General features: G+C 64.6%; 25 protein-coding genes. 20 read left to right on the top strand and 5 right to left on the bottom strand.

Going from position 1 to position 23,310, the window contains the following annotated elements; all coding sequences use genetic code 11:
- From ureE to LFT49_RS02270, 5 genes are all read left to right on the top strand, one after another.
- Window positions 1-486, top strand: a complete 486-nt coding sequence (gene ureE, locus LFT49_RS02250; RefSeq protein ID WP_237429626.1) for an urease accessory protein UreE — start codon at window positions 1-3, stop codon at window positions 484-486.
- A 144-nt stretch (window positions 487-630) separates the two neighbouring features.
- A complete protein-coding gene (locus LFT49_RS02255; RefSeq protein WP_237429627.1) occupies window positions 631-1,299 on the top strand; it encodes an urease accessory protein UreF in 669 nt (222 codons plus the stop codon).
- Between the two features lie 24 nt (window positions 1,300-1,323).
- The gene (ureG, locus tag LFT49_RS02260; RefSeq protein WP_237429628.1) at window positions 1,324-1,938 is read left to right on the top strand and encodes an urease accessory protein UreG; all 615 of its coding nucleotides are present in this window, start codon (window positions 1,324-1,326) and stop codon (window positions 1,936-1,938) included.
- A gap of 152 nt (window positions 1,939-2,090) precedes the next feature.
- Window positions 2,091-2,921, top strand: coding sequence for an urease accessory protein UreD (locus LFT49_RS02265; protein ID WP_442863736.1), 831 nt, complete (start codon window positions 2,091-2,093; stop codon window positions 2,919-2,921).
- Window positions 2,921-3,979, top strand: a complete 1,059-nt coding sequence (locus LFT49_RS02270; RefSeq protein ID WP_237429629.1) for a HoxN/HupN/NixA family nickel/cobalt transporter — start codon at window positions 2,921-2,923, stop codon at window positions 3,977-3,979. Before LFT49_RS02265 ends, LFT49_RS02270 begins: the two co-directional genes overlap by 1 nt.
- Window positions 3,980-4,048: 69 nt before the next feature.
- On the opposite strand, the gene LFT49_RS02275 is transcribed toward LFT49_RS02270, so the two are convergent.
- Window positions 4,049-5,983: an adenylyl cyclase gene (locus LFT49_RS02275; protein ID WP_442863724.1), complete on the bottom strand. Its 1,935-nt coding sequence runs from the start codon at window positions 5,981-5,983 to the stop codon at window positions 4,049-4,051.
- A 296-nt stretch (window positions 5,984-6,279) separates the two neighbouring features.
- On the opposite strand from LFT49_RS02275, the gene LFT49_RS02280 reads away from it, so the two are divergent.
- The 5 genes from LFT49_RS02280 to LFT49_RS02300 are packed head-to-tail and all read left to right on the top strand — an operon-like array spanning window position 6,280 to window position 11,999.
- Entirely contained in the window at window positions 6,280-7,572 is a 1,293-nt protein-coding gene (locus LFT49_RS02280; protein WP_237429631.1) for an ABC transporter substrate-binding protein, read from the top strand.
- A 2-nt stretch (window positions 7,573-7,574) separates the two neighbouring features.
- Window positions 7,575-8,567: a carbohydrate ABC transporter permease gene (locus LFT49_RS02285; RefSeq protein WP_237429632.1), complete on the top strand. Its 993-nt coding sequence runs from the start codon at window positions 7,575-7,577 to the stop codon at window positions 8,565-8,567.
- Entirely contained in the window at window positions 8,564-9,478 is a 915-nt protein-coding gene (locus LFT49_RS02290; protein ID WP_236800672.1) for a carbohydrate ABC transporter permease, read from the top strand. Before LFT49_RS02285 ends, LFT49_RS02290 begins: the two co-directional genes overlap by 4 nt.
- Window positions 9,475-10,947 carry a glycoside hydrolase family 1 protein gene (locus tag LFT49_RS02295; RefSeq protein WP_237429633.1) on the top strand — a complete coding sequence of 491 codons (1,473 nt, stop codon included), beginning with the start codon at window positions 9,475-9,477 and terminating at the stop codon, window positions 10,945-10,947. Before LFT49_RS02290 ends, LFT49_RS02295 begins: the two co-directional genes overlap by 4 nt.
- Window positions 10,947-11,999 (top strand): LacI family DNA-binding transcriptional regulator, encoded by a 1,053-nt coding sequence (locus LFT49_RS02300; protein WP_237429634.1) that lies wholly within the window; start codon window positions 10,947-10,949, stop codon window positions 11,997-11,999. The genes LFT49_RS02295 and LFT49_RS02300 overlap by 1 nt, the downstream gene beginning before the upstream one ends.
- A 54-nt stretch (window positions 12,000-12,053) precedes the next feature.
- On the opposite strand, the gene LFT49_RS02305 is transcribed toward LFT49_RS02300, so the two are convergent.
- Entirely contained in the window at window positions 12,054-12,503 is a 450-nt protein-coding gene (locus tag LFT49_RS02305) for a transferase (RefSeq protein WP_237429635.1), read from the bottom strand.
- A 125-nt stretch (window positions 12,504-12,628) separates the two neighbouring features.
- Between LFT49_RS02305 and LFT49_RS02310 the strand changes: the two genes are divergently transcribed.
- Window positions 12,629-13,069 (top strand): SRPBCC family protein, encoded by a 441-nt coding sequence (locus tag LFT49_RS02310; RefSeq protein ID WP_236800685.1) that lies wholly within the window; start codon window positions 12,629-12,631, stop codon window positions 13,067-13,069.
- Here the strand turns inward: LFT49_RS02310 and LFT49_RS02315 are convergent.
- Entirely contained in the window at window positions 13,047-14,606 is a 1,560-nt protein-coding gene (locus LFT49_RS02315) for a carboxylesterase/lipase family protein (RefSeq protein ID WP_237429636.1), read from the bottom strand. The two genes, LFT49_RS02310 and LFT49_RS02315, sit on opposite strands and share 23 nt — an antisense overlap.
- A gap of 100 nt (window positions 14,607-14,706) precedes the next feature.
- Here LFT49_RS02315 and LFT49_RS02320 point away from each other — a divergent pair, with 100 nt between their 5' ends.
- Window positions 14,707-15,459: a GAF and ANTAR domain-containing protein gene (locus LFT49_RS02320; RefSeq protein WP_237429637.1), complete on the top strand. Its 753-nt coding sequence runs from the start codon at window positions 14,707-14,709 to the stop codon at window positions 15,457-15,459.
- Here LFT49_RS02320 and LFT49_RS02325 read toward each other — a convergent pair.
- On the bottom strand, window positions 15,444-15,779 hold the full coding sequence (locus LFT49_RS02325; protein WP_237429638.1) for a hypothetical protein: 336 nt from the start codon (window positions 15,777-15,779) through the stop codon (window positions 15,444-15,446). The genes LFT49_RS02320 and LFT49_RS02325 overlap by 16 nt on opposite strands.
- A gap of 193 nt (window positions 15,780-15,972) precedes the next feature.
- Between LFT49_RS02325 and LFT49_RS02330 the strand changes: the two genes are divergently transcribed.
- From LFT49_RS02330 to LFT49_RS02345, 4 genes are all read left to right on the top strand, one after another.
- Window positions 15,973-16,257, top strand: a complete 285-nt coding sequence (locus tag LFT49_RS02330; protein WP_237429639.1) for a hypothetical protein — start codon at window positions 15,973-15,975, stop codon at window positions 16,255-16,257.
- A 36-nt stretch (window positions 16,258-16,293) separates the two neighbouring features.
- Window positions 16,294-16,731: a universal stress protein gene (locus tag LFT49_RS02335; RefSeq protein WP_236821089.1), complete on the top strand. Its 438-nt coding sequence runs from the start codon at window positions 16,294-16,296 to the stop codon at window positions 16,729-16,731.
- A gap of 140 nt (window positions 16,732-16,871) precedes the next feature.
- Complete coding sequence (locus LFT49_RS02340; protein ID WP_237429640.1) at window positions 16,872-17,450, top strand: hemerythrin domain-containing protein; 579 nt, start codon at window positions 16,872-16,874, stop codon at window positions 17,448-17,450.
- Window positions 17,451-17,512: 62 nt separating this feature from the next.
- Window positions 17,513-17,977: a phage tail protein gene (locus LFT49_RS02345; RefSeq protein WP_237429641.1), complete on the top strand. Its 465-nt coding sequence runs from the start codon at window positions 17,513-17,515 to the stop codon at window positions 17,975-17,977.
- Between the two features lie 55 nt (window positions 17,978-18,032).
- Here the strand turns inward: LFT49_RS02345 and LFT49_RS02350 are convergent, their stop codons facing one another.
- The gene (locus LFT49_RS02350; RefSeq protein WP_236800700.1) at window positions 18,033-18,782 is read right to left on the bottom strand and encodes a FadR/GntR family transcriptional regulator; all 750 of its coding nucleotides are present in this window, start codon (window positions 18,780-18,782) and stop codon (window positions 18,033-18,035) included.
- Between the two features lie 138 nt (window positions 18,783-18,920).
- On the opposite strand from LFT49_RS02350, the gene LFT49_RS02355 reads away from it, so the two are divergent.
- The 4 genes from LFT49_RS02355 (at window position 18,921) to dgoD (ending at window position 23,306) form a co-directional block, all read left to right on the top strand.
- Window positions 18,921-20,219: an ABC transporter substrate-binding protein gene (locus LFT49_RS02355; RefSeq protein WP_237429642.1), complete on the top strand. Its 1,299-nt coding sequence runs from the start codon at window positions 18,921-18,923 to the stop codon at window positions 20,217-20,219.
- 99 nt (window positions 20,220-20,318) lie between these two features.
- Window positions 20,319-21,272: a carbohydrate ABC transporter permease gene (locus LFT49_RS02360; protein ID WP_237429643.1), complete on the top strand. Its 954-nt coding sequence runs from the start codon at window positions 20,319-20,321 to the stop codon at window positions 21,270-21,272.
- Window positions 21,269-22,147 (top strand): carbohydrate ABC transporter permease, encoded by an 879-nt coding sequence (locus tag LFT49_RS02365; protein ID WP_236800706.1) that lies wholly within the window; start codon window positions 21,269-21,271, stop codon window positions 22,145-22,147. Before LFT49_RS02360 ends, LFT49_RS02365 begins: the two co-directional genes overlap by 4 nt.
- Before the next feature lie 10 nt (window positions 22,148-22,157).
- Complete coding sequence (gene dgoD / locus LFT49_RS02370; protein ID WP_237429644.1) at window positions 22,158-23,306, top strand: galactonate dehydratase; 1,149 nt, start codon at window positions 22,158-22,160, stop codon at window positions 23,304-23,306.
- Window positions 23,307-23,310 lie beyond the last annotated feature (4 nt).

The following is a 23,310-nucleotide window of genomic DNA, read 5'->3' on the forward strand; positions in this document are numbered from 1 at the left end:
ATGATCATCGAACGAGTCCTCGGCAACCTCCATGACTTGCCCGAAACCGACCTCGCCGCCTATGCCGGGCTGCACCGCGAGAAGGTCATCCTGCCCAGCGCCCAGCTGGTCAAACGCATACAGCGCGCCACCACGGACCACGGCAAGGAAATCGGCATCCGCCTCCCCTCCGGCGCCGGCGACCTCCGCGACGGCGACATCCTCCACGTCGAAGAAACCAACATGATCGTGGTGTCCGTCCTGCCCACCGACGTCCTGGTCATCGCGCCCCGCACCATCACCGAAATGGGCGTCACCGCACACTCCCTCGGCAACCGTCACCTCCAGGCGCAGTTCTTCGATGCGGAGAGTGAGTATGGGGCCGAAGTCATGGTGTGCGCTTACGACCACACCGTCGAGGACTACCTCATCCACGCCGGTGTGCCCTACAGCCGACAGGAACGCGTCCTCCCTGTACCTTTCCGCCATGCTGAGCACTCGCACTAACTCTTCAGCGCTAGGCGCTTCAAACAATTCCTTGGGTGGGTGCGCCGCCCCGGGATGGGGGCCGTGCCCGCTTCGCGGTGCCCGCCACGCCGCGGCCCCCATCCCCGGGCGTCGCTTGCTTGCCTCGGCTTGGGTGCGCCTTTCGTGAGCGGGTATCAGCTTGCCCTCCAGCAACTGGTTGATTCCGCCTTGCCTACCGGGGCTTTTGCTCACTCCTTTGGGTTTGAGACGTACATCGATCGGGAGCTCGTTTTTGATGAGGGGTCCTTCGGGCTCTGGCTCGATGCCTTCGTCGGCCAGCAACTGACGTATTCGGATGGGCTTGCTGTTCGGCTGTTTTATGACGGGGCTGAACTTGGGGAGCTGGATTCTCTTCTTTCTGCTTGCCTGTTGCCTCGGCAGGTTCGGGAGGCTTCCCTCAAGATGGGGTCCCGGCTGCTCGAGATTGGCGGGGAGGTATTTCCCTCACCTGCGCTGGGACTGTACCGGGACCTGGTGGCCACTGGGCGGGCCGCGGGGCACCAGCCGCTGGCGTTCGCCGTCGTCGTCCGCTCCCTGGGCGTGCCGCTCGAGGAAGCGCTGGCCGCCTACCTCTTCGCCACCGTCACGTCCCTGACGCAGAACGCAGTCCGTGCTATCCCCCTGGGCCAGAACGCCGGGCAGCGGGTCCTGCGGAAAGCGCACGACGACGTCGCTGCCGCCATCGAAGTGATCGCCCGCCTCACGCCGGACGACTTTGGGGCCGTCAGCCCCGGACTGGAAATCTCACAAATGCGGCACGAACGCCAGCGTGCCCGGATGTTCATGAGCTGACTGGCTCAAAGTAGGAGGAACACCATGACTGAACCCATCAAAATCGGCATCGGCGGACCCGTCGGCGCCGGCAAGACCCAGCTCGTGGAACGGCTTACCCGGCACATGAGCGGCGGCATCTCCATGGCCGCCATCACCAACGACATCTACACCATCGAAGACGCCAAAATCCTCGCCGCCAACGGCATCCTCCCCCTGGACCGGATCATCGGCGTCGAAACCGGCGGTTGCCCCCACACCGCCATCCGCGAAGACACCTCCATGAACACGGCCGCCATCGAGGAACTCAAGGCCCGGCACCCGGACCTCCAGGTCATCTTCGTTGAATCCGGCGGCGATAACCTCTCCGCCACCTTTAGCCCCGAACTCGTCGACTTCTCCATCTACATCATCGACGTGGCCCAGGGCGAAAAAATCCCCCGCAAAGCCGGCCAGGGCATGATCAAGTCCGACCTCTTCATCATCAACAAAACCGACCTCGCACCCCATGTCGGGGCCGACCTCGCCGTCATGGAGCGCGATTCCAAAGAGTTCCGCGGCAACAAACCGTTCTGCTTCACGAACCTGAAAACCGACGAAGGGCTCGATAAGGTCATCGACTGGATCCGGCACGACGTCCTGATGCTTGATTTGGCATGAGCACGACGGCGGACTTGGGTTCAGCGCTCGCCTCACCGGGCGCCGGGTTGGCTCCGGCGGCTTCGCCGGATTTTGGGCCGTGCCCGCTTCGCGGTGCCCACCACGCCGCGGCCCCAAAATCCGGCCTCGCCGCCTCAGTGCCTACGTCACCTATGGGCGAGCTTGAGCTTCGGGTCGCCTTGCGTGGGCAGCGCTCCGTCGCAACGCATCAGTACCATCGGGGGGCCTTGAGGGTGCTCCGGCCGCATTATCTCGATGACTCGGGGCAGGTTTGTTATGTCGTCGTGAATCCTGGCGGGGCTTATCTTGGGGCGGATCTCTTTCTTCTTGATGTGGAGGTGGGGGACTCTGCTTCGTTGTTGTTGACTACCCAGTCCGCTACCAAGGTTTATCGGACTCCCGGGTCTTTTGCCGAGCAGAGGATGGCTGTCCGGCTGGGGGAGGGGGCGCGGCTGGAGCTGATGCCGGACCAGCTCATCGCGTACCGGGAGGCCAGCTACCGGCAACGGACCTCCGTGACCCTCCGGCCGTCGTCGTGCCTTGTCGTGGCCGAGGTGGTGACTCCGGGCTGGTCGCCGGACGGTGCCGTCTTCCGGTACGAGGAAGTCCGGCTGCGGAATGAGATCCGGGTCGAAACTGGGACCGGTACCGAATTGCTGGCGCTGGACAACCTGCTGATCCGGCCGCCGCTGGGCGATGTCGCCGGGCTGGGATTTATGGAGGGCTTCAGCCACCTGGGCTCGCTGGTGGTGGTGGATCCACGGGTGGACCAGGCGCTCGCCGACGAACTGCACCAGTTGACGCAGCCGTTCGACGCCCGGACCGGCCTCTCGCTGACCCGCACCATCGGCGGAACTACCGGGCTGGTGCTGCGCAGCCTGTCGAACAGCACCGAAGAACTCAACCGGCTGCTCGGCGCCTGCGCCAACCTCCTCCGGGAACGCTGGTTCGGCCAGGGGCCCCTGGACCTGAGGAAGCATTGATGGCCGGCATCGCTGCTGTCTACCGGGACCGGGACTCGCTGCCGCTACGGACCCGGGCGCTCTTCACCTTTGGTGCCGTGGCCGCGCTGCACGCTGCCGCCGTCGTCCTTTTGCTTGCCGGAACCCGGACCGGGGGCGGCGGGGCGCTCTCCTGGGGACTTGTCCTCACCGCCTACCTGGCCGGCGTAAAGCACAGCTACGACTGGGACCACCTTGCCGCCATCGACAACTCCACCCGGAAGTTCGTGGCACAGCGGCAGCATCCGGTGAGCGTGGGCTTCGCGTTCAGCCTGGGCCACAGTTCGGTGGTGACCCTGGCCGGGGTGCTGGTGATTGCCGGTGCATCCGTGGTTGGCGGCCTGATGGCGGACGATACGGCCGGGAACCTGGTGCTGGGGCTGATCGGCAGCGGTGTATCCGGGCTGTTCCTGCTGGCCATGGGGCTGTTCAACGGCTCGGCTTTCACCCGCTCGGCCGCTGCTTTCCGGCGTTCCCGGACCGGAGCAGCCATCGATCCGCGGGACCTGGAACCGCAGGGACTGATGGCGCGGCTGCTTTCGCGGCCGCTGTCCAGGGTGCGCCGGCCGCGGAACATCTACGTGATCGGCTTCCTCTTTGGGTTGGGTTTCGATACCGCCACCACCATCGGGCTGATGATGATGACGACGGCGGCGTCCCTGGCCGGGGTGCCCCCGTTCGCCCTGCTCGCCCTCCCGCTCGCCTTCGCAGCCGCGATGACGCTGTGTGATTCGGTGAACGGCATGGCGATGATGCGGATGTACCGTTCGGCACTGGCTGACCCGCGGCGGAAGCTTGGCTTCAATGCTGTGGTGACGGGCATCTCCGCCGTCTCGGCCCTGTTCATTGCCGTAATCACTTTGGCCGGCTTCTTTCACGCCGCATTCGGCCTGCATGATCCGGTGACGGCATGGCTTTCATCGATCGACCTGGGCGACGCCGGCCTGCTGCTGGTGGCGCTGCTGCTGGCCGTCTGGGGCGGAGCGTCACTGGTCTCGTTGCGGTCCCGGAACAAAGTCGTGCAGTCCACCAACACATAGGGGCGCGGTGCCGGCCCTGATGGCCAACACCGCGCCCCTCCGCCTCTTACTGGCTGATACCCAGCCTCCCTAGCCGAAATCTGCCACGTAGCTGGGGACCCCGACGGCGTCCGTCGAGACCGGCGCTCCGGTGTCATTGACCACGTGGTCCAGTGTCCCGGCACCGAGGTTTACCGTCAGCAGGCTGTGCAGTTTCACTCCCGGGGTCACCGGAGCTTCAAAGCCCCTGGTGGCATGGATGGTGGGGTCCACATTGTTGTAGACGTAGCTGCCGCCGCCCCACAGTTCGTGGGTCCTGACGGAATCTGCCACCTTATAGCCCGCCCAGCCCAGGACGCCATCGTGCTGCCATGCTGCCTGGTTCGGGGCGTCGTAGGGCAGCTCGTTCTGGAAGAAGACGGTTCTGCCGTTTTCACCGTTCCAGATGACGTTGTACTGCTGGTAGTGCTCCACGAACAGGCCAGTGGCAGTGACGTTGTTGCCGTTGACGATCACGCCGTTCCTGCCGGTGGTGGTTGTCCAGCCGACACCGTTGCCGTGGTCCGCGCGCCAGGCCCAGATGTGGTCCAGGAGGACATTGTCGCTGTTGACTTCCAGGCTGACCGAGGCCTTGCCCACGTGCGGGCCGCCAATGCGGAAGAAGACATCATGGAGCGTGGTGGGGTTGGCCGGATCGCTGTGGATGCCAGAGTTGGCCGGTCCGCCCCCTTCGCCCGGGATAGCCTTGCCGAGGCGCATCAGGGCAGGGGAATTTACCTCGCCGGCGTCCACGGTCACTGCAGCGATATCAACTCCGGGGACATCAGCCACGGTCAGGGGAACTGCCCCGTTCACGGCCGTCAGGGTGGTCATGCCCAGCCCGAGGACAACGGTGTTGGCCCGTTTGACCTCGATGCTGCGGTCGACGTCGTAAACCCCGGGGGTAAGGAGCAGGTTCTTGCCACGGGCCAGTTGGGAATTGATGGCCTGGACGGAATCGCCAGGGGTGGCGATGTAGAAGTCGGCCAGGGGAATGCTGCGGCCCTCCGTAGGACCGTTTTCCCATGTGGTCCCGGCAGAGTCGTGACGGACGGCAGGAACGAAAACGCTGTACTGGCCTTCCGAATCAAGCGTGAGGTAAGGCTTCTCCCGGCTGATGGGGGTGTTGGCCAAGGTTGTGTAAGGCGGGGTGGGGAAGGAATCCGCAGGTGCCCCGGCCACGCCTGAGAACACCTGGTTCCAGACCCCGTTGGACCAGCTGCCGATGCTGCTGTCACGCACGAGGTACTGCTGCTGTGACCCGTTGATGATTGCGCCCGCCTTGGAATCCGCTATGAAGCCGCCACTGGCATACTGCGGGCCTGCCGTGCAGTAGTCCATCAGGGAGAGATTGCCGCCGGTGATGTTGACCCGGCGCATCGGGGAAGCCTGCGAAGCGGCCCAGAAATTCGCAGAGCTGCGGCAGCCCTCAAGCCCGGTGACATTGATGGTGAGGTTGGACAGCGAACGCCAGAAGTTGTTCAGTGCGATGCAGTTATCGGCGGCCAGGCAGCGGTTGTAAACGTCCACGTGGCCGTTGATGGTGACATCCGTGGGGGCAGCACCCAGGCCGGCTACCTCCGTGGAGTAGCCCACCTGCACGATCAGCGGCTCCTCAGGGGTGCCATAGGTGCCCGGCTTGAACAGCAGGGAGTACCGGTTGGTCCCCATTTCGTCGTCCACCTGCTGCGCGGCAATGGAATCCACCGTGGACTGGATCTGCGCCACCGGCATGCTGGGGTCGAAAACGTAGACATTGGGGCCGAACGGATGTTGCCCTGCGTGCGATGGGGCTTGTGGTGCGGCCGGGACCAGCTGCGGTGACGTTTCGGGAACAGCCCCCGAAGAAGCCTGTGCTCCGGCACCGCCACTGGCGATGACAAGCCCGATAAGGAGAGCAGTGGCGCCAGTGATGCGGCCGGAACGGTGGCGGTGCCTGGACCGGGCAGCGGAACGAGGAGGATGTGGGCGTGGGGCTAGCGGCATTGCTGGTCCTGTCGTTGGTGGGCTGGGGCGGCGGTCCCTCTTTGAGCAGGCAAGATGTGGGGTGGGAGCGCTCTCGTCGGGGAAGCGTAACATCACGCCCGCCCTTGGGCAAGAGGTTTTTGGAAGCGCTCCCACGACCCTTGACAGTGGGATGTGAGATAAAGCACCATGTGGTGAGAGCGCTCCCACCAAGAACTCTTCCCCCTCGTTCCTGCTTCTGCCCAGTCCTGGGCAAGCTGCGCCGCGTCTTCCGGGCGTCCGGAGCGAACCCTTTTTCTGACAAAGGAGTCTTCCCTGTGAAAAAACCCAGCAAACTCTCAGTGCTCTCGGCTGCTGCCGCGTGCCTGGCACTGTCCCTGTCAGCCTGCGGAACATCCGCCGCAGAGAAGGGCGGTGTTGACGGATCCACCGGTTCCAAGCCGGTCACTCTTACGGTGGGTACCTTCAACGAATTTGGCTACGAAAAGCTCTTTAAGGAATATGAGGAGCTGAACCCGAACGTCACCATCGAGCACAAAAAGGCGGCTACCAGCAACGAGGCACGCGACAACCTGACCACTCGTCTGGCGGCAGGTTCCGGACTGTCGGACATCGAGGCCGTCGAGGTGGACTGGCTTCCGGAACTGCTTCAGTACCCAGACCAGTTTGCTGACCTCAGCGACCCCGCGGTGGAGGGCCGCTGGCTGGACTGGAAGACCGAAGCCGCCACCACGGCCGACGGCAAGCTCGTGGGCTACGGGACCGATTCCGGCCCTGAGGCCGTCTGCTACAACGCCGAGTTGTTGAAGAAAGCGGGGATGCCCACGGAGCGCGGTGAGGTTGCCAAGATGCTCGGCGGCACCTGGGAAAGCTACTTCGATGCCGGCCGGAAGTTCAAGGCCGCCAACCCCAAGGCCGCATGGTTCGATTCCGCCGGTGCCATCTACCAGGGCATGAGCAATCAGCTCGAGAAGGCCTATGAGGAGGAGGACGGCGCCGTCATCGCCACCGGGAACCAGAAGGTCAAGGACATCTACAACCAGGTGCTGAAGGCTTCCACCGAGGACGGACTGTCCGCCCATCTCAAGCAGTGGAGCGACGACTGGGCCGCCGGTTTCCAGACCAGCGCCTTCGCCACCACCCTCTGCCCGGGCTGGATGCTCGGTGTCATCGAAGGCAACGCCGCGGGGGTCAGCGGCTGGGATGTCGCCAACGTCTTCCCGGGCGGCGGCGGAAACTGGGGCGGGTCCTACCTGACCGTCCCCACCCAGGGCGCGAACCAGGCCGAGGCCAAGAAGCTGGCGGGCTGGCTGACCGCCCCCGAGCAGCAGATCAAGGCGTTTACCGCGAAAGGCACGTTCCCCAGCCAGAAGCAGGCCCTTGAAAGCAGCGAACTGCTGGGCCAGACCAATGCCTTCTTCAACGGTGCACCCACAGGCGAGATCTTTGCGGAGCGCGCCAAGGCTGTTGAAGTGACCCCCTTCAAGGGCACCAAGTTCTTCGCAATCAACGATGCAATGCAGCAGGCCCTCACCCGTGTGGACGTTGACAAGACGGACGACGCCGCTTCCTCCTGGGAGAAGTTCGTCACCGCAGTGAAGTCGCTCTAACCATGGCTGTCACCGACCGGGTCATAACGCCCCCAGCCGGGCGCAGCCCCAACGCCGGGAATGACGGGAAGAACGTCCGGCGGCTCGCACTCTCCCGGCGGGTTTCCAAATGGGATGTCAAGCTGTCCCCCTACCTCTACATCTCCCCGTTCTTCCTCCTGTTTGCGGTCACGGGCCTCTTCCCGCTGGGATACACGGCATGGGTTTCGCTCCACAACTGGAACCTCATCGGCGGGCAGGGAAAGTTCGCGGGGCTGGACAACTACGCCTTCGTCGTAGCCCAGCCGTACTTCTGGAACGCTGTGGGCAACACCTTCAGCATCTTCGTCCTTTCCTCGGTTCCCCAGGTTGTCCTCGCACTGGTGATCGCGGCGGTGCTGGACGCGAACCTGAGGGCCAGGACGTTCTGGCGGATGGGAGTCCTGGTGCCGTTCGTCGTCGCGCCGGTGGCGGTGGGGCTGATCTTCAACAACCTCTTTGCAGACCAGTTCGGGCTGATCAACGAGATGCTGAAGGCAGTAGGGCTTGACCCGGTCCGGTGGCACTCCGACTCGCTGGCGAGCCATGCGGCCATTGCCACGATGGTCAACTTCCGGTGGACGGGGTACAACGCCCTGATTTTCCTGGCCGCCATGCAGGCGATCCCGCGCGATGTGTTCGAAGCGGCAACGATCGACGGTGCCGGCCGGCTGCGGCAGTTCTTCTCCGTGACCGTGCCCATGCTTCGCCCCACCGTCATCTTCGTCGTGATCACCTCCACCATTGGCGGGCTCCAGATCTTCGACGAGCCCAGGGTCTTCGACCAGTCCGGCCTGGGCGGCGCGGACCGGCAGTGGCAGACGCTCACTATGTACATCTGGGAGCTCGGCTGGGGCCAGCGGAACTTCGGCAGGGCCTCCGCCGTGGCGTGGCTGCTCTTCCTGATCATCGTGCTGATTGCCCTGCTCAATTTCGTCATCACCAAGCGCATAGCCAGCCAGGGAGGCCGCAAGTGAGCTCCATTCCCATGATCGAACAGACTGCCGGCAAGGGTGCCGCCCGCGCGGCGGCCCGGCGCCGAAAGGGCGGGAACGGCAGGGCCGGGTTCGGCGGCGCCCGGCGGCCGGGCTTCCTCACCTACGGTTTCCTGGGGGCAGTCCTCCTCGCCTCGGTCTTCCCGCTGTACTGGTCCTTCCTGGTGGGCAGCCACGACAACACCGTCCTCAGCCGCGGCATCCCGCTGCTGCCCGGTGGAAACTTCCTGGCCAATGCGGCGAAAGTCTTTGACAGCATCCCGTTCTGGAAGGCGATGGGCAACAGCCTGATCGTCTCGGGTGTGACGGCAGCGTCCGTCGTCGTGTTTTCCACCCTTGCCGGATTCGCTTTCGCCAAGCTTCGTTTCCGCGGCAACAAGGCACTGCTGGTCTTCGTGATCGCCACCATGGCGGTTCCCACCCAGCTGGGCGTTGTCCCGCTGTTCATCGTGATGTCCAAGCTCGGCTGGACGGGTTCGCTGTGGGCCGTCATCATTCCGGGCCTCGTCACGGCCTTCGGGGTGTTCTGGATGACGCAGTACCTTCGCGACGCCCTGCCGGACGAGCTGATCGAGGCGGTCCGCATGGACGGCGCATCAATGATCCAGGCCTTCTGGCACGTCGGATTTCCCGCGGCGCGGCCCGCCGCGGCGATGCTTGCCCTGTTTACGTTCGTGGCCACCTGGACGAACTTCTTCTGGCCCTTCATTGTCCTCGACCCCTCAAACCCCACCCTCCCGGTGGCACTGCAGCTGCTCCAGGCGGCCCACTTCGTTGACTATTCAGTGGTTCTCGCCGGCGCGGTCCTCGCTACCGTCCCACTCTTGCTCCTGTTCATCGCGGCAGGCCGGCAACTCGTATCAGGAATTATGCAAGGAGCAGTAAAAGGATGAGTTCCACCGCACTTCCGTTTCCCCAAGGCTTCCTCTGGGGGGCGGCAACGGCCGCCTACCAGATCGAAGGCTCCGCCCACGACGGCGGCAGGAAGGACTCGATCTGGGACACCTTCGCCCGTGTGCCCGGCGCCGTGGCGGACGGCCACAACGGCGACGTGGCCTGTGACCACTACCGGCGCTACGAACAGGACGTAGCGCTCATGCGGCACCTGAACATGAAGGCCTACAGGTTCTCCACCTCATGGGCGCGATGCATGCCCGACGGCGTCACCCCCAACCCGGAAGGCATCGCCTTCTACTCCCGCCTGGTGGATGAACTGCTCGCGGCAGGAATCACCCCTTGGCTGACCCTCTACCACTGGGACCTGCCCCAGGCGCTCGAGGACAAGGGCGGCTGGGCCAACCGGGACACTGCCTACCGCTTTGCCGAGTACGCCGCAGTGATGCACGAGGCGCTGGGGGACCGGGTCCGGTTCTGGACAACGCTGAACGAGCCGTGGTGCTCGGCATTCCTTGGCTACGCGGCCGGCATCCACGCTCCCGGACGGCAGGAACCCCGGGCCGCACTTGCCGCGGCCCACCACCTCATGCTTGGCCACGGGCTGGCAACCCGTGAGCTCCGCCGGAGGGATGCGGACGCCTCCCTGGGCATCACCCTGAACCTGACGGTCGCAGATCCCCGGGATCCCGGCAGCGGCAGTGACCGTGACGGCGCCAGGCGGATCGATGGCCAGTTCAACCGGATCTTCCTTGACCCGCTGTTCAAGGCGGAGTACCCGGCGGATCTCTTGGCCGATGTGGCCCACCTTGGCCTCGCTGACGTGGTGCGGGAGGGGGACCTGGACATCATCTCCGCTCCCTTGGACCTGCTCGGCGTGAATTACTACCACGGGGAGTCCGTGACCAAGGATCCTGAAGAGGCGGTGCTGCAGGAAGGGCAGAAGCCGGCGGCGCCCGCCAGGCCCACGTCCTCGCCGTTCGTGGCCGCCGATGGTGCACGCTCGGTGCCGCGCGGCCTTCCCGTCACGGGGATGGGCTGGGAGGTCCAGCCCGAAGGGCTGCGCCGGCTGCTGAACCGGCTGCAGGCGGAGTACACCGGCCCGGCGCGAGTTCCGGTCTACATCACCGAGAACGGGGCGGCCTACGAGGATGTGCCGAATGCGGCGGGTTACGTGGACGACCAGGACCGGCTCGCATTCTTCGCCGCCCACCTGCAGGCAGTGCATGGAGCCATCACCGACGGCGTGGACGTACGCGGCTACCTGGCATGGTCCCTGCTGGACAACTTTGAATGGTCCTTCGGCTACCACCAGCGTTTTGGGCTGGTCCGGGTGGACTACCAGACTCAGGAGCGCACACCGAAAGCCAGCGCATTGTGGTACTCCGAAGTTGCCGATTCCAACGAGGTAACAGCTGAAAACCTGGATGGGTTATCTTCGGAGCCGGGTGTCGTATTGTCTGTGTAATGAACGAAAAGACCAGTCGCCCCGTCCTTGCCAAGGTGGGGCGGCAAAGTCCAACGCTGGAGGATCTGGCCACTGCCGCCGGAGTATCGCGCTCCACTGCCTCCCGTGCAATCAACGGCGGCTTGAAGGTGAGCCCGGAAGCCAAAGCCGCCGTTGAAGCCGCAATCGTGGCTTTGGGGTACACGCCCAACCAGGCTGCAAGGAGCCTGGTCACGCGGCGTACGGCGTCGGTGGCGCTGGTCATTCCGGAGCCGGACGCCCGGGTCATGATGGACCCGTACTTCGCAGCCGTGATCACCGGAGTCAATGATGCGCTCCGCGATACCGACATGCAGTTGGTGCTGCTGATGTCCAGGGCAGGGGATGACTCGGCACGGACCCTGCGGTACCTGCGCGGCGGGCACGTGGACGGCGCCATCGTGGTGTCCCACCACCGAGCGGACGACTGGGTTGAGACCCTGGGAACCATCGGCCTGCCCACGGTTTTCATCGGCAGACCCTGGAATACCGGTTCCGGGCTTCCCTTCGTGGACCTCGACAACTTCGAAGGCGGACGGCTGGCGGCGCGGCACCTGGCCGGCGAAGGGCGCATCCACCTCGCGACTGTTGCTGGACCTACGGACATGACAGCCGCCGTCGACCGTCTGGAAGGGTGGCTGCAGGGACTCAAGGAAGCGGGGCTGCAGGCAGCACCCGTTGTCCACGGGGATTTCACGACGGCGGGCGGCGCCGAGGCGGCGCGCAACCTCTTCGCCCAGGCGCCGGAGCTGGATGGGGTTTTCGCTGCATCCGATCTTATGGCGCTTGGCGTCGTGGACACTCTTCGCGCCGCAGGGCGGCGGGTGCCGGAGGATGTAGCGGTTGTGGGCTTCGACAACCACGACATCCAGGCAGCAAACGGCCTTGGGCTCACCACGGTGGCCCATCCGATGATGGAGATCGCCAAGCAAGCAGGCCAACTATTGATCCGCGCCATTGAGAACCCGGGGGAGCAGCTGGAACCGGTCATCTATCCCGCGGAACTGGTGGTGCGCGGAAGCAGTGCCTGTTGATCTACCGGAGTTCCTGCCGCCGCACTTCAGGCCGCCCCTGAAAACCGGCCCGGCTCAGGCAGCCATCCCGCTCTTGTGCTTGCGGTGCTGCCGGTGCTTTGCCGGTGCCAGGCGGGAGTGCGCGCCGGCAAGGACCTCGCTGCCATCGGGCACGGTGCTGTCGGTGTCCAGATGGACACCGTGCTCAATCAGGACGCTGGAGCCGATCCGTGAATGGCTGCCAATGTGCACGCGGTTGCCGACCACCGTGCCCCTGCCGATCCGCACCCCGTCACCGATCACCGTCCGGTCCCCGATGGTGGCGTCACGGTCGATCCAGCTGCCGTGCCCAATACGGCAGCCGGGACCCACCTGGGCGCCATGTTCCACGTACGTCATGGGGCCGACGCGGGCGCTGTCCGCCACCTTGGCTCCCGGAGCGATGAGCCCGCCGCCGTTGTCATGGCGGGCATACCGGGTGACCTTCCCGGCGTCGTCCTCAACTGACACAAACTTTGCGGTCATACCATCCCTCGTTATGCGCTGCGGCTGTTTACCGCTCGGTAAGTTAACGGGCGGGAGGGCGCTGGGATTCCCAAATGGGCAGGTGGGACGGGGTTGGGCCGGATGCGGCACCCTAGACTGGGACGATGATCACAGTCACCGGAAGTGTGGAAACCAACCTGTCCGCGGAGAAGGCCTTTGCCTTCATGAGTGAGTTCGAGAACACCAGCAAGTGGGACCCCAACACCCCTGTCATGGACAAGCTCACCCCCGGGCCGGTGGCTGTGGGGCACAAGTACCATGCCGAGTCCGAGTTCCGGGGGAAGCGCCAAACCCTGGTCTATGAGGTCATCGAGCTGACGGACAACCACATCAAGCTGCGCGGCGAGAACAAGACCGTCACGGCCTTCGACTCGGTGGACGTTCGCCCCAACGGCACCGGTTCGGTGGTGACATATACGGCCGAGTTCAGCATCAACGGCCCGGCCAAGATCATCCAGCCGCTCCTGAAGCCGGCCTTCAATTCCCTGCGGGACCCGGCCCTCAACGGGATCCGGGACACCCTCAACGCGATGGCAGCGGACTGACCGCTTCGAAGAATTCCCTGATTTCCCGCCGCGGGTCGGCTTCGAGGCCTGGTTCGGCGTCGAGCACCATGGTGTTGCGCTCTTGCCCGTACTCCGGCCAGCCAAGTCCGGCTATGCGCGGCGTTCCCGTCTGCGCAAAGGACGCCCAGGCGCCGCTCATGGCATCGCTGAGGGGCTGCGGCGCCTTGCCGCGGGTGAGGAAGGCGGCCTCGGGAATGTCCAGGTGCCGGAAGACGAAGGGGATGTCCAGGGCGTGGCAGGCGCCGAGCTTCCCGCCCATTGCCGGGCTGCGCCAGGTAAACAGGTAGGCAAAGGTCTTGCCGCCGGCTGCCGGACGGGCAGCGCCCGGCAGCCTCGCGTCGAGCAGCCGGTTGCTCGGCTGGCGGTACATGGAATCTGCGATGGCGGCCTCGAGCAGTTCCTTTCCCGCCGGCTCGCGGGACAGCACCCTGGTGAGCGCCTCCGTGTAGCCCGGCGCCTCTTCCGCCGGGACTCCCGCTCCGGCCAGCACCGCGGCGGCACGGTCCGGATAGCCCGGGTCATCCGAAGCGGGTGGACGCGTTTCCACGGCAAAGGATCCCTCGTTGAGGTTTGTTCCGACCAGCAGGTCAACCCCGCGGTTGACGCCGTTGCGGATACTTTCAAGCGGCGGCACCGGCAGCGATGGAGTGCCCACTGTGGGCTGGAACGGCAGCGGGACAGCAAAAGATTCGGCGGCAACCCGCTGTTCCAGGGCTGCCTGGGCCTCGAGCAGCCTCCCCACCGGGAGGGCCAGCAGCTGTGTGGCTGAGGACCGGTCCAAGCCGCACAGTTCAAGGAAGGCGGAACTGATGCGCGCCGATTCCTCCGGCTGGCGGTACCGTTCCGCCGTGCCGCTCTGCATGATGGCCCGGCGGAAGAGTCCTTCCGATGCCGGCATGCCCAGCAGGGCGCCGACGGCTGCAGCGCCTGCCGATTCCCCGAAAACGGTCACGTTGGACGGGTCGCCCCCGAAGGCGCGGATGTTCGTGCGGATCCAGCGGAGGGCCTCCAACTGGTCCAGCAGGGCAAGGTTGGAGGAGTCCTCGTAGCCGGGACCCAGCAGCTCCGCCAGGTGCAGGAAGCCCAGGGCACCCAGGCGGTAATTGATGGACACCAGCACAGCGCCCGATGCAGCGGCGAGCCTGCCGCCGTCGTACATCGCATCACTGTTGGCGCCAAAAAGGTACGCGCCGCCATGGATCCACACCATCACCGGCCTGGCCGGGCCATCCGTCCCCCGCGTCCAGATGTTCAGGTTGAGGCATCCGTCTTCGCTCCAACTGCGTGGCTTGGTCCCCGGGGGAGCGGGGGATTCGGGGTTCTGGGGCGCGGCGGGGCCAGGAGCGGTGCAGTCCCGCACTCCCTGCCACCCCACCAGCGGGACCGGCGGCCGGAAGCGGTTGGCACCCGACGGTGGCTCCGCGTACGGCATGCCCAGGAACCGTTGGATGGTGATCCCCTCACTTTCCACGGAGCTGCCGCGGACCGAGCCGGAGGGGGTGGACAAGCACGTCATGGTGACAGATTACGGCGTGGCGCAGGTAGGCTGGCATAACCGTTCGGCAGTGGGCGCCCACATGGTGTGGCTTTTAACTACTGTTCGGGAGGTATGACCCGTGCTCAAGGCCGGCGTCCCTGAAGGCGAGGACTTCGCAGACGTTGCCCTGCACCTCCAGGAATCATTCCTGCAAAACCCGGAGGTTGAGGCTTTCCTCAAGGACCTGGCGGCCTATGCGGCCTCCAGGCTTGGGTCTTCAGGCCACGAATGCTCCTGCGACATAACAGTGTTGCGGCCAAAGAAACCCGTCGCGAGTGCAGGCAGCCACCCCGGCCTGGCGCCGATCACCCAGCTGGAGTCCAGGCATGGGGACGGCCCCGGCCTGCTGGCCATGCGGACCGCCGAAACTGTCCTGGTGGCCGACCTGCGGCGCGAACGGCGCTGGCCGGAATACGCCAAGGCTGTCCAGGGGCACGGGTTCCTTTCGGTGCTGAGCGTTCCGGCAGCCCTGGACGTGGATGTGCGCGGTGTGGTGACGTTTTACTGCCCGCAGCCGCTCGCGGCCGACAACGACGGAGTTTTTGCAGCCGAAGCGTTCGTGCGGCAGGCCTCGAAGGGGCTGAAGCTCGCCCTGCGCATGCTGAAGCTGGAGGAGATCAGGGACGGCATGAGCGCTGCCATGCAGACCCGCACAGTGATCGACCTGGCCACGGGCGCCATTATGGCGCAGAACAGGTGCAGCCAGGCCGCCGCCTTCAAGCTGCTGAAGGACGCATCCAACACCCGCAACATGAAGCTCCGCGAAGTTACGGCCTCCGTCGTCGAGTCGGTGGCAGGGGCGGCCGGTACCTTCACCTACTTCGACGAGTAAGGGTCTTTCCGTTCCGGGTCGTGCCGTCCAGGGTTACGCGGTTCCGGGCCATGCTGCTCCGGCTGCGGAAGGAACAGTGCGGAGTTGCTGAAGGGGGCCCGCAGCGGCAGTCCCTCGGCAGCGCAGTGCTCGTTGACTGCCTGCGCCAGTGCGTCGCGCTCCTTGGGCGAAAGGGTGGCTTCGCCTGCACAGTAATCCCGGATGAGCTGTTCGGAGGCATCCCCGCCCAGTCCAACGAATTCCAGCCACAGCTGTGCCAGGTCCAGCCGGTGCTCCTTGATAACGGCACCGGTCAGGGCCCGCTGGTCCACGGCTTCCATAGTCCCGTCCTAGCTTTGCTTGAACTACTACATCCGGAATTCGGAATCTGCTGGCCGGAGGATGGGTGCGCCGCGAAATTCCTTCTGCCGCGCCGCTGCCGGCGTCCGAAGGACCTTTGCCCCTAGGCAAGCACATGGGAAAGCAGCCAACCTGAGTGTCTGGAGCAGGGGTTAACAACAGGAGGCATGGACCATGGGCGCATGTGATGTCTGCGGCAGCAGCGAGGGCCGGATGTTCACCGTCAGCATGGGAAACCAGTCCGGCACGTTTGACAGCTTTGAATGCGCCATCCACATGATGGCTCCCGCGTGCGAGCACTGCGGCTGCCGCATCCTGGGCCATCCGGTTGAGAGCGAATCCGGTATCTACTGTTGCCTTCACTGTGCCAGGGAAGCGGGAAATCCACACAAGGCCGCCAAGCCGGAGAATTCCACGGTGGCTGTGCCGGCGCAGGGCGCGACGACGGACCAGGGTTAGTCCCGCCGGTAACCGTCCAACAGGAAAAGGGGAGTCGTGCCCGGTAACGGAAGCTTCAGGATCATTGTGGGGGTGGACGGTTCCGACCAGTCCAAGGCGGCAATGGACTGGGCAATTGAAGAAGGCCGGCTGCGCAATGGTGAGGTCCAGGCGTTGACGGCGTGGAGCTTCCCCTACGTCAGTGATGCCATGGGAACAGCCTGGGACTATGAGATCTTCGAGAAGGACGCCCAGGCCATCCTTGAAGCGGAGCTCGAACGCGTCAAGGACCGGGGCGTATCCGTCACGGGAAAGATCGTGGAGGGCAATCCGGCGTCGGCGCTTATTGACGCTTCCCGGGACGCTGACCTCGTGGCCCTCGGTTCCCGCGGTCACGGTGGATTTACCGGAATGCTGCTCGGCTCAGTGTCCCACCAGACCATCCACCACGCCCACTGCCCGGTGCTGGTGATCCGGGAACCATCAGCTGAGTGAAGCCGTGCTCTTGGGTGCCCTACCTGACTTCCAGATGGGGCCCTGTTTAGGGCTTTTTGCCATGGATCGCTTTGCTGGCCCGTGGTAGTTTGACCGTCTCGCGTCGCTTACGCAAAGCGATCCAGGAGGAGGGCCGGATCATGAGTGATACCAATTCCGCAGGAACCAACGTCGACGTCGTGGACATCCTGACCAGCGACCACCAGGACATGATTGCTTTGATCGGGCAGATCAAGGGCGCGCCCGGTGAAAGTGAGCGCAGGGACCTCGCGGACACTTTGATTGCCGAGGTGATGCGGCATGCCGTCGCCGAGGAAATGTACGTGTACCCGGCCGTTGAAGACCATGTGCCCGACGGCAAGGGCGAAGTGGAGCACGACAAGAAGGAGCACGCAGAGATCGTCAAGCTGATGAAGCGGCTGGAAAAAGAGGAACCGTCTGGCCAGTCCTTCATGGAGCTGGTCAATGAGCTTGAGGCACAGCTGAGCCACCACGCCAACGACGAGGAGACCGAACAGTTTCCCAAGCTCCGCCAGCACATTCCACGCGAGAAACTCATCGAGATTGGCGAAAAAGTGGAGAAGGCGAAGAAGCTGGCACCCACCCGGCCGCACCCGAGTGCACCGCATTCCGAGTTGTTCCACAAGACCGTGGGGCCGGGCGTGGGGATGGTGGATCGGATCCTGGGCAAGCTCACGGGCCGGCATACGGGCTCGTAGGACGGTAGACCACGGCCTGGGTCTGCGAGGATGAATCGAAACATCACTTCCAGGAGGACCCATTGCCCAACACCGTTGATTTCAAAGACGTATCGACCGTCGGACTGGAATCGTCACCGGTAGCGGAGGCGCTGGCCGGGCTGCGGGCGAACGAGGCTCGCTACTACAAGAACAAGTATGGCCACGACTTCACTGTGACTCCGGCAGCTGATGCACAGGAACTGGTGGACTACGTGAACAACATCCTGGCCACGGAGCGGAACCTGGTGATCGGGTCCAAGCCCCTTGAGGTCTCCAGGTTCGAGGTGGACGGCCTGCGCATGACGTACGTCTTCTACGAATCCGGCCTTTCCATCAACGTCATGTACGGAATCGAGGAGGGTTCAAAGCGGGCGGTCGGGTTCAAGCTCTCCGACGGCATGGAGGTCCCCGAGGAACTGGCATCCAGCTTCAAGTTTGCCCGCCAGAAATCCAAGCTCGCCGGCACCATCCGCGGCTCCTACTTTGTGGTCAAGGGCCAGTACTGAGCACTGGCATCTGCGCGGGTGGCCCGCGTACTTCAGCCCACCACCGAACAGCGGCTCACTCCGTCCGGGGACGTTCCCCCTTCGCGTGGTGGCTGGACCAGATATCGCCCATTTCCTCCGTGGACTGTTCCACGATCCTGCTCATGGCCGCGTGGGCTGCGCCTGCGTCGCGGCGTTGGATGGCGCTGGCTACGTCCACATGCATCTGCAGCGCCTCATGGTCCGGAAGATGGGGCATCAGGCCGTGCTGGGTGCGCCCCGCCAGCACTTCAGCAACGAGTTTATGCAACTGCGAAAACATCAGATTGCCGGAGGCATTGAGGACCGCAGCGTGGAACTCAATGTCCAGGCGCAAAAACTCCTCCTGGTTCCCGCGCTGTCCGGCAGCCCACAGGCGCGCCGCCATGGAAACAAGATCGCTTGCCTCATCCAGGGACGCGCGTTCGGCAGCCAAGCGGGCAGCCTGCGGTTCGATGGCGCCGCGCAATTCATTCAAAGCCCGCAGCTGTTCCAGCCGCTTGGCCGACGCCAGCCGCCACCGGATCACCTGCGGGTCGTAGAGGTTCCAGCTGGCCTCCGGCTGGACCACCGTTCCCAAGCGCCGCCGGGACTCAAGCATGCCCATGGAGGACAGGACGCGGGTGGCCTCCCGAATCACGGAGCGGGACACCTTGTGCTGCGCCTCCAGCTCATCCAGCCGCAGGATGGAATTCGGTGCCAGTGTTCCCTCCGCGATGGCGAGCCCCAGGTTCTCGACCAGCGATGAATGCAGGTCCGGGGACAACGCCGCCTTTGGGATGGTCATGAATAAATCATATGGGGACACAGCAAGCTCTTGTATATGTCTGCCTTATTTGTTTATGCTCGCTGAACACAACAGACGTAACGAGGCGTTTGTAAACGGTCCGCGGAGTTGCGGGCCCTGGAGGCAAAGGGAGTCGTAATGAAGCGACGTTCAATTGTGAAGTACGCGGCAGTTGCCGCAGCGATGTCGCTGGGGCTGACAGCCTGCAGCGGTGGCGGAGGTGGCAGCGACCAGGCCAAGGAGTCCGGCACGGTGCGGGTCACCTTGGCCAACCACGTATGGACTGAAGGCATCAAGGCCGCCATTCCGAAGTTCGAGAAGTCCAGCGGGCTCAAGGTCGAGCTCACGCAGCTCGGCGAGGACCAGCTCTCGGACCAGTACAACGTCAAGCTCAACGCAGGCAGCGACGAGATCGACGTGATGATGTACCGGCCGCTGCAGGAAGGCAAGGCGTTCTCCAAGAACGGCTACCTGGCGGACCTGACCAAGAACGTCTCCTCGGACTCGGGCTGGGACTGGAAGGACTACCAGGAGGGTCCCGTCAAGGCCACCACCGTTGACGGCAAGGTGGTTGGCGTTCCGATCATCACCGAACGCGAAGTCCTGTACTACCGCAAGGACCTGCTCCAGGCTGCCGGGCTCCAAGTCCCCAAGACCATGGAGGAACTGGAAGCGGCGGCCAAGGCCATCAAGGCTTCCTCCCCTGACACCGCCGGCTTCGTGGCCCGCACAGGCAAGTCCGCCGCGGTCACCCAGTTCTCCAGCTTCCTGTACAGCTTCGGCGGAGACTTTATGGACTCCAACGGCAAGGCCTCCGTCAACACCGACGCAGCCAAGAAGGCCTACGCCTACTACGGCGGCCTGATCAAGAACTACGGTCCCGCCAACGTCAGCACGGACATGAGCTGGCCTGAGGCGATGGCCATCTTCACCCAGGGCGGCGCCGCCTTCTACACCGAGGCCGATTCGCTCTACAAGAACGCCACCGATCCCGCCAAGTCCAAGGTTGCGGACAAAGTTGGCTTCGCTGCGCTGCCCGCCGGCCCCGCCGGTTCCAAGCCCTACAACATCCCCTCCTGGGCGCTGGGCGTGAACCAGAACTCCAGCAACCAGGACAACGCCTGGAAGTTCATCCAGTGGGCCACCAGCAAGGAGCGCACCCTGGCAGCCCAGAAGGCCGGCGTCCCCGGTCCCCGCACGTCCGTCTGGTCCAACCCTGACGGAACCTCCACCTACCCCAAGGACCTGGCTGACGCGATCGCCGCCAGCGCCAAGAACGGCGTGGGCCACGACCGGCCGGAGGTTGTCACGGTAGGCAAGGCACGTGAAATCGTGGGTGCGCCGATCGTCGCCACCATTACCGGCGCAGACACCGCAGCCGCGGCCAACGACGCCCAGACTGCTTTCCAGACCTTCCTGGACAGCGAAAAGAAGTAGGACGCCGGGCGCAGAAGCGCCCCACACCATCGCGCCGGGACGGCTCTCAATGGCCGTCCCGGCGCGGACCCACTTCACCCTCAAACTCTTAGGTGAACCATGTCTGTTTTGAACCCTCCCCGCAGTGCCCGCACACGCCGGGCCGGTGGCCCCGCAGGCGCCGGGGGGAACTTCTCCGCCTGGGCCAACCGGCACCGCAAATGGCTCTTCGCGGCCCCGGCCATGATCTTCGTCGGTGTGCTGATCATTTTTCCGCTTGCCTGGACCCTTTACCTCAGCCTTACCGACTCCCAAGGCTCCGTCCGGGCCGCCACCGAGTTCATCGGGCTGCAGAACTACCTCACGGTCCTCAGCGACACCGAGCGTTTCTGGCCCGCGGTGGGCCGCACCCTGGCCTTCACCGGCGTAGCCCTGGCCTTTGAAGTGGTGCTGGGCATGGGCGTCGCGTTGCTCCTCTGGCGGCCGTTCCGGGGTGAAAAGTGGGTCCGCGTGGCCATCCTGTTGCCGCTGGTGGCAACCCCTGTGGCCGTCGGCATGATGTGGCGGCTGATCTTCGACCCCAACATCGGCTTCGTCAACCAGCTCCTGGGCATGGTGGGCATCCCGCCCCAGCCGTGGCTGTCCGGCCAGGACACTGCCCTGGGCACCACCATCTTCATGGACGTCTGGCAGTGGACCCCCATGGTGGTCCTGATCCTGCTGGCCGGCCTGACCTCGCTGTCCGACGAACCGGACGAGGCCGCCCGCGTGGACGGTGCCAACGCCTTCCAGCGCTTCTTCTACATCACCCTGCCCCTCATGATGCCCACCGTGATCGTGGCCATCCTGCTGCGCGGCATCGATGCCCTGAAGACCTTCGACATCCTTTACGCCACCAAGGGCAAGGGCGGCGGCTCGTTCCACGAAGTGGAAACGCTGAACGTCTACGCCTACGGACTGAGCTTCGACTACAACCAGTACGGGCTCTCCTCGGCGGTGCTGATCCTGTTCTTCATGATCATCATCGGTTCCATGTGGCTGCTCACCATGCGCAAGAAAGCGGTAAGCAAATGACCGTCATGACAGACTCCGCCGCCACCACCGCGGACAACCAGCCCCGCCGCCGCCGCAAGCCCCTGGCCACCCGCGCCTACAAAGTGTTCCGCGTGGTGGCGCTGGTCCTGGTGGTGCTCTTCCTGCTGGCCCCGCTGTTCTGGATGCTCCTGGCGTCGCTGAAGACCAACGTGGACATCTACGACACCGCCAAGGCCTTCATCTTCTCGCCCACTTTCGAGAACTACGCCAACGTGCTGCAGCGCAACAACTACTTCGTCTTTGTGGTCAACAGCTTCTGGGTGGCTTTCGTCTCCACTGCGCTGTCGATCGTCCTGGGCGTCCCGGCTGCCTACGCGATGAGCCGGTTCACCATGCACCGCTCCGCGCTGGTGGTCCTGATGGCCCGCGTCATCCCGGGCGTCTCACTCCTGGTTCCCTGGTACTACGTCTTCTCCAACCTGCGGATGGTTGGCAAGTTCGAGGTGCTGATCCTCAGCCACATGTTCGTGGCGCTCCCGCTGATCGTGTACATCATGATGAGCTACTTCGATTCCCTGCCGCTGGAGCTGGAGGAGTCGGCAGAGGTGGATGGCCTTACGCCGATCGGGGCGTTCCGGCTGATCACACTTCCGCTGGCGGTGTCCGGCATCGCCACCGCCGGCATCCTGTCCTTCATCTTCTCGTGGAACAACTTCATGTTCGCGCTGGTGCTCTCCGGTGCCAAGACCAAGACGCTGCCGGTGGCGATCTTCGACTTCGTGTCCTACGCCAGCATCGACTGGGGCGGGCTCATGGCCGCAGCGACAGTCGTGACCATCCCCATCATGATCATCGCGCTCTTCACGCAGAAGTACATCGTGTCCGGCCTGACGGCCGGCGCAACCAAGGGTTAGGAACCGCCGCGTGACCGTCATCAGCCGGATCGAAACATTCCTGGTCCCGCCCCGCTGGCTCTTTGTCCGGGTGGAGACCGAAAGCGGCATCGTGGGGTGGGGCGAGGCAACCTGCGAGGGCCGCAGCGAAACTGTGCGCACCGCCGTCGAGCAACTCTCGGAACTGCTCATTGGCAGGGACGCCCTCCGGATCTCAGACCACTGGCAGGTGATGACCAAGGGGTCCTTCTACCGGGGCGGACCCATCCTGGCCAGCGCCGTTTCCGGCCTGGACCAGGCCCTCTGGGACATCGCCGGCAAGCACTTCAACACCCCTGTGCACCAGCTCCTGGGCGGCCACGTCCGCGACCGGATCCGGATGTACGGCTGGGTGGGCGGTGACGAACCGAATGAGGTGGCCGACCAGATCAGCGCCCAGCTGGAGGTGGGCCTCACGGCCGTGAAAATGAACGCCAGCGGCCGGATGAGCCCGGTGGCGTCGGTGGCGGAGATCGACGGCGTCATCCGCCGTGTTGCCGCGGCCCGCCAGGTCCTGGGCGACCACCGGGACGTGGCCGTGGACTTCCACGGACGCTTCAGCCTGGCCAACGCCAAACGGGTGGCACCCCTGCTGGAGCCTTTCCGGCCCTTCTTCCTCGAAGAGCCGGTGGTCCCGGAGAACACCCACCTGCTGCGGGAATTCACCTCCTCCACCACCACGCCGGTATCCACAGGGGAGCGGCTGTACAACCGGCAGGAGTTCCTGCCCGCCCTGCAGGCCGGTATTGCCGTGGCGCAGCCGGACCTCTCGCACGCCGGCGGCATCACCGAGGTCCGCAAGATCGCCGCCCTGGCCGAGGTCTACGAAGTCCAGCTGGCACCGCATTGCCCGCTTGGACCTCTGGCGCTCGCCGCCTGCCTCCAGGTCGGTTTTGCCACGCCCAACTTCCTCATCCAGGAGCAAAGCATCGGCATCCACTACAACCAGGGCGCCGAAGTCCTCGACTACGTGGTGGACAAGACCCCCTTCAAGTTCGTGAACGGCCACATCGAACGGCTCACCGGACCCGGGTTGGGCATCGAAATCGATGAAGCCGTGGTCAGGGCAGCGGACAAGCGCGGCCACGCCTGGCGCGGTCCGGTGTGGCGCCACCCCGACGGATCCTTCGCAGAATGGTGAACCC

The organism is Arthrobacter sp. FW306-06-A (genome assembly GCF_021870055.1).
GTDB lineage: Bacteria > Actinomycetota > Actinomycetes > Actinomycetales > Micrococcaceae > Arthrobacter.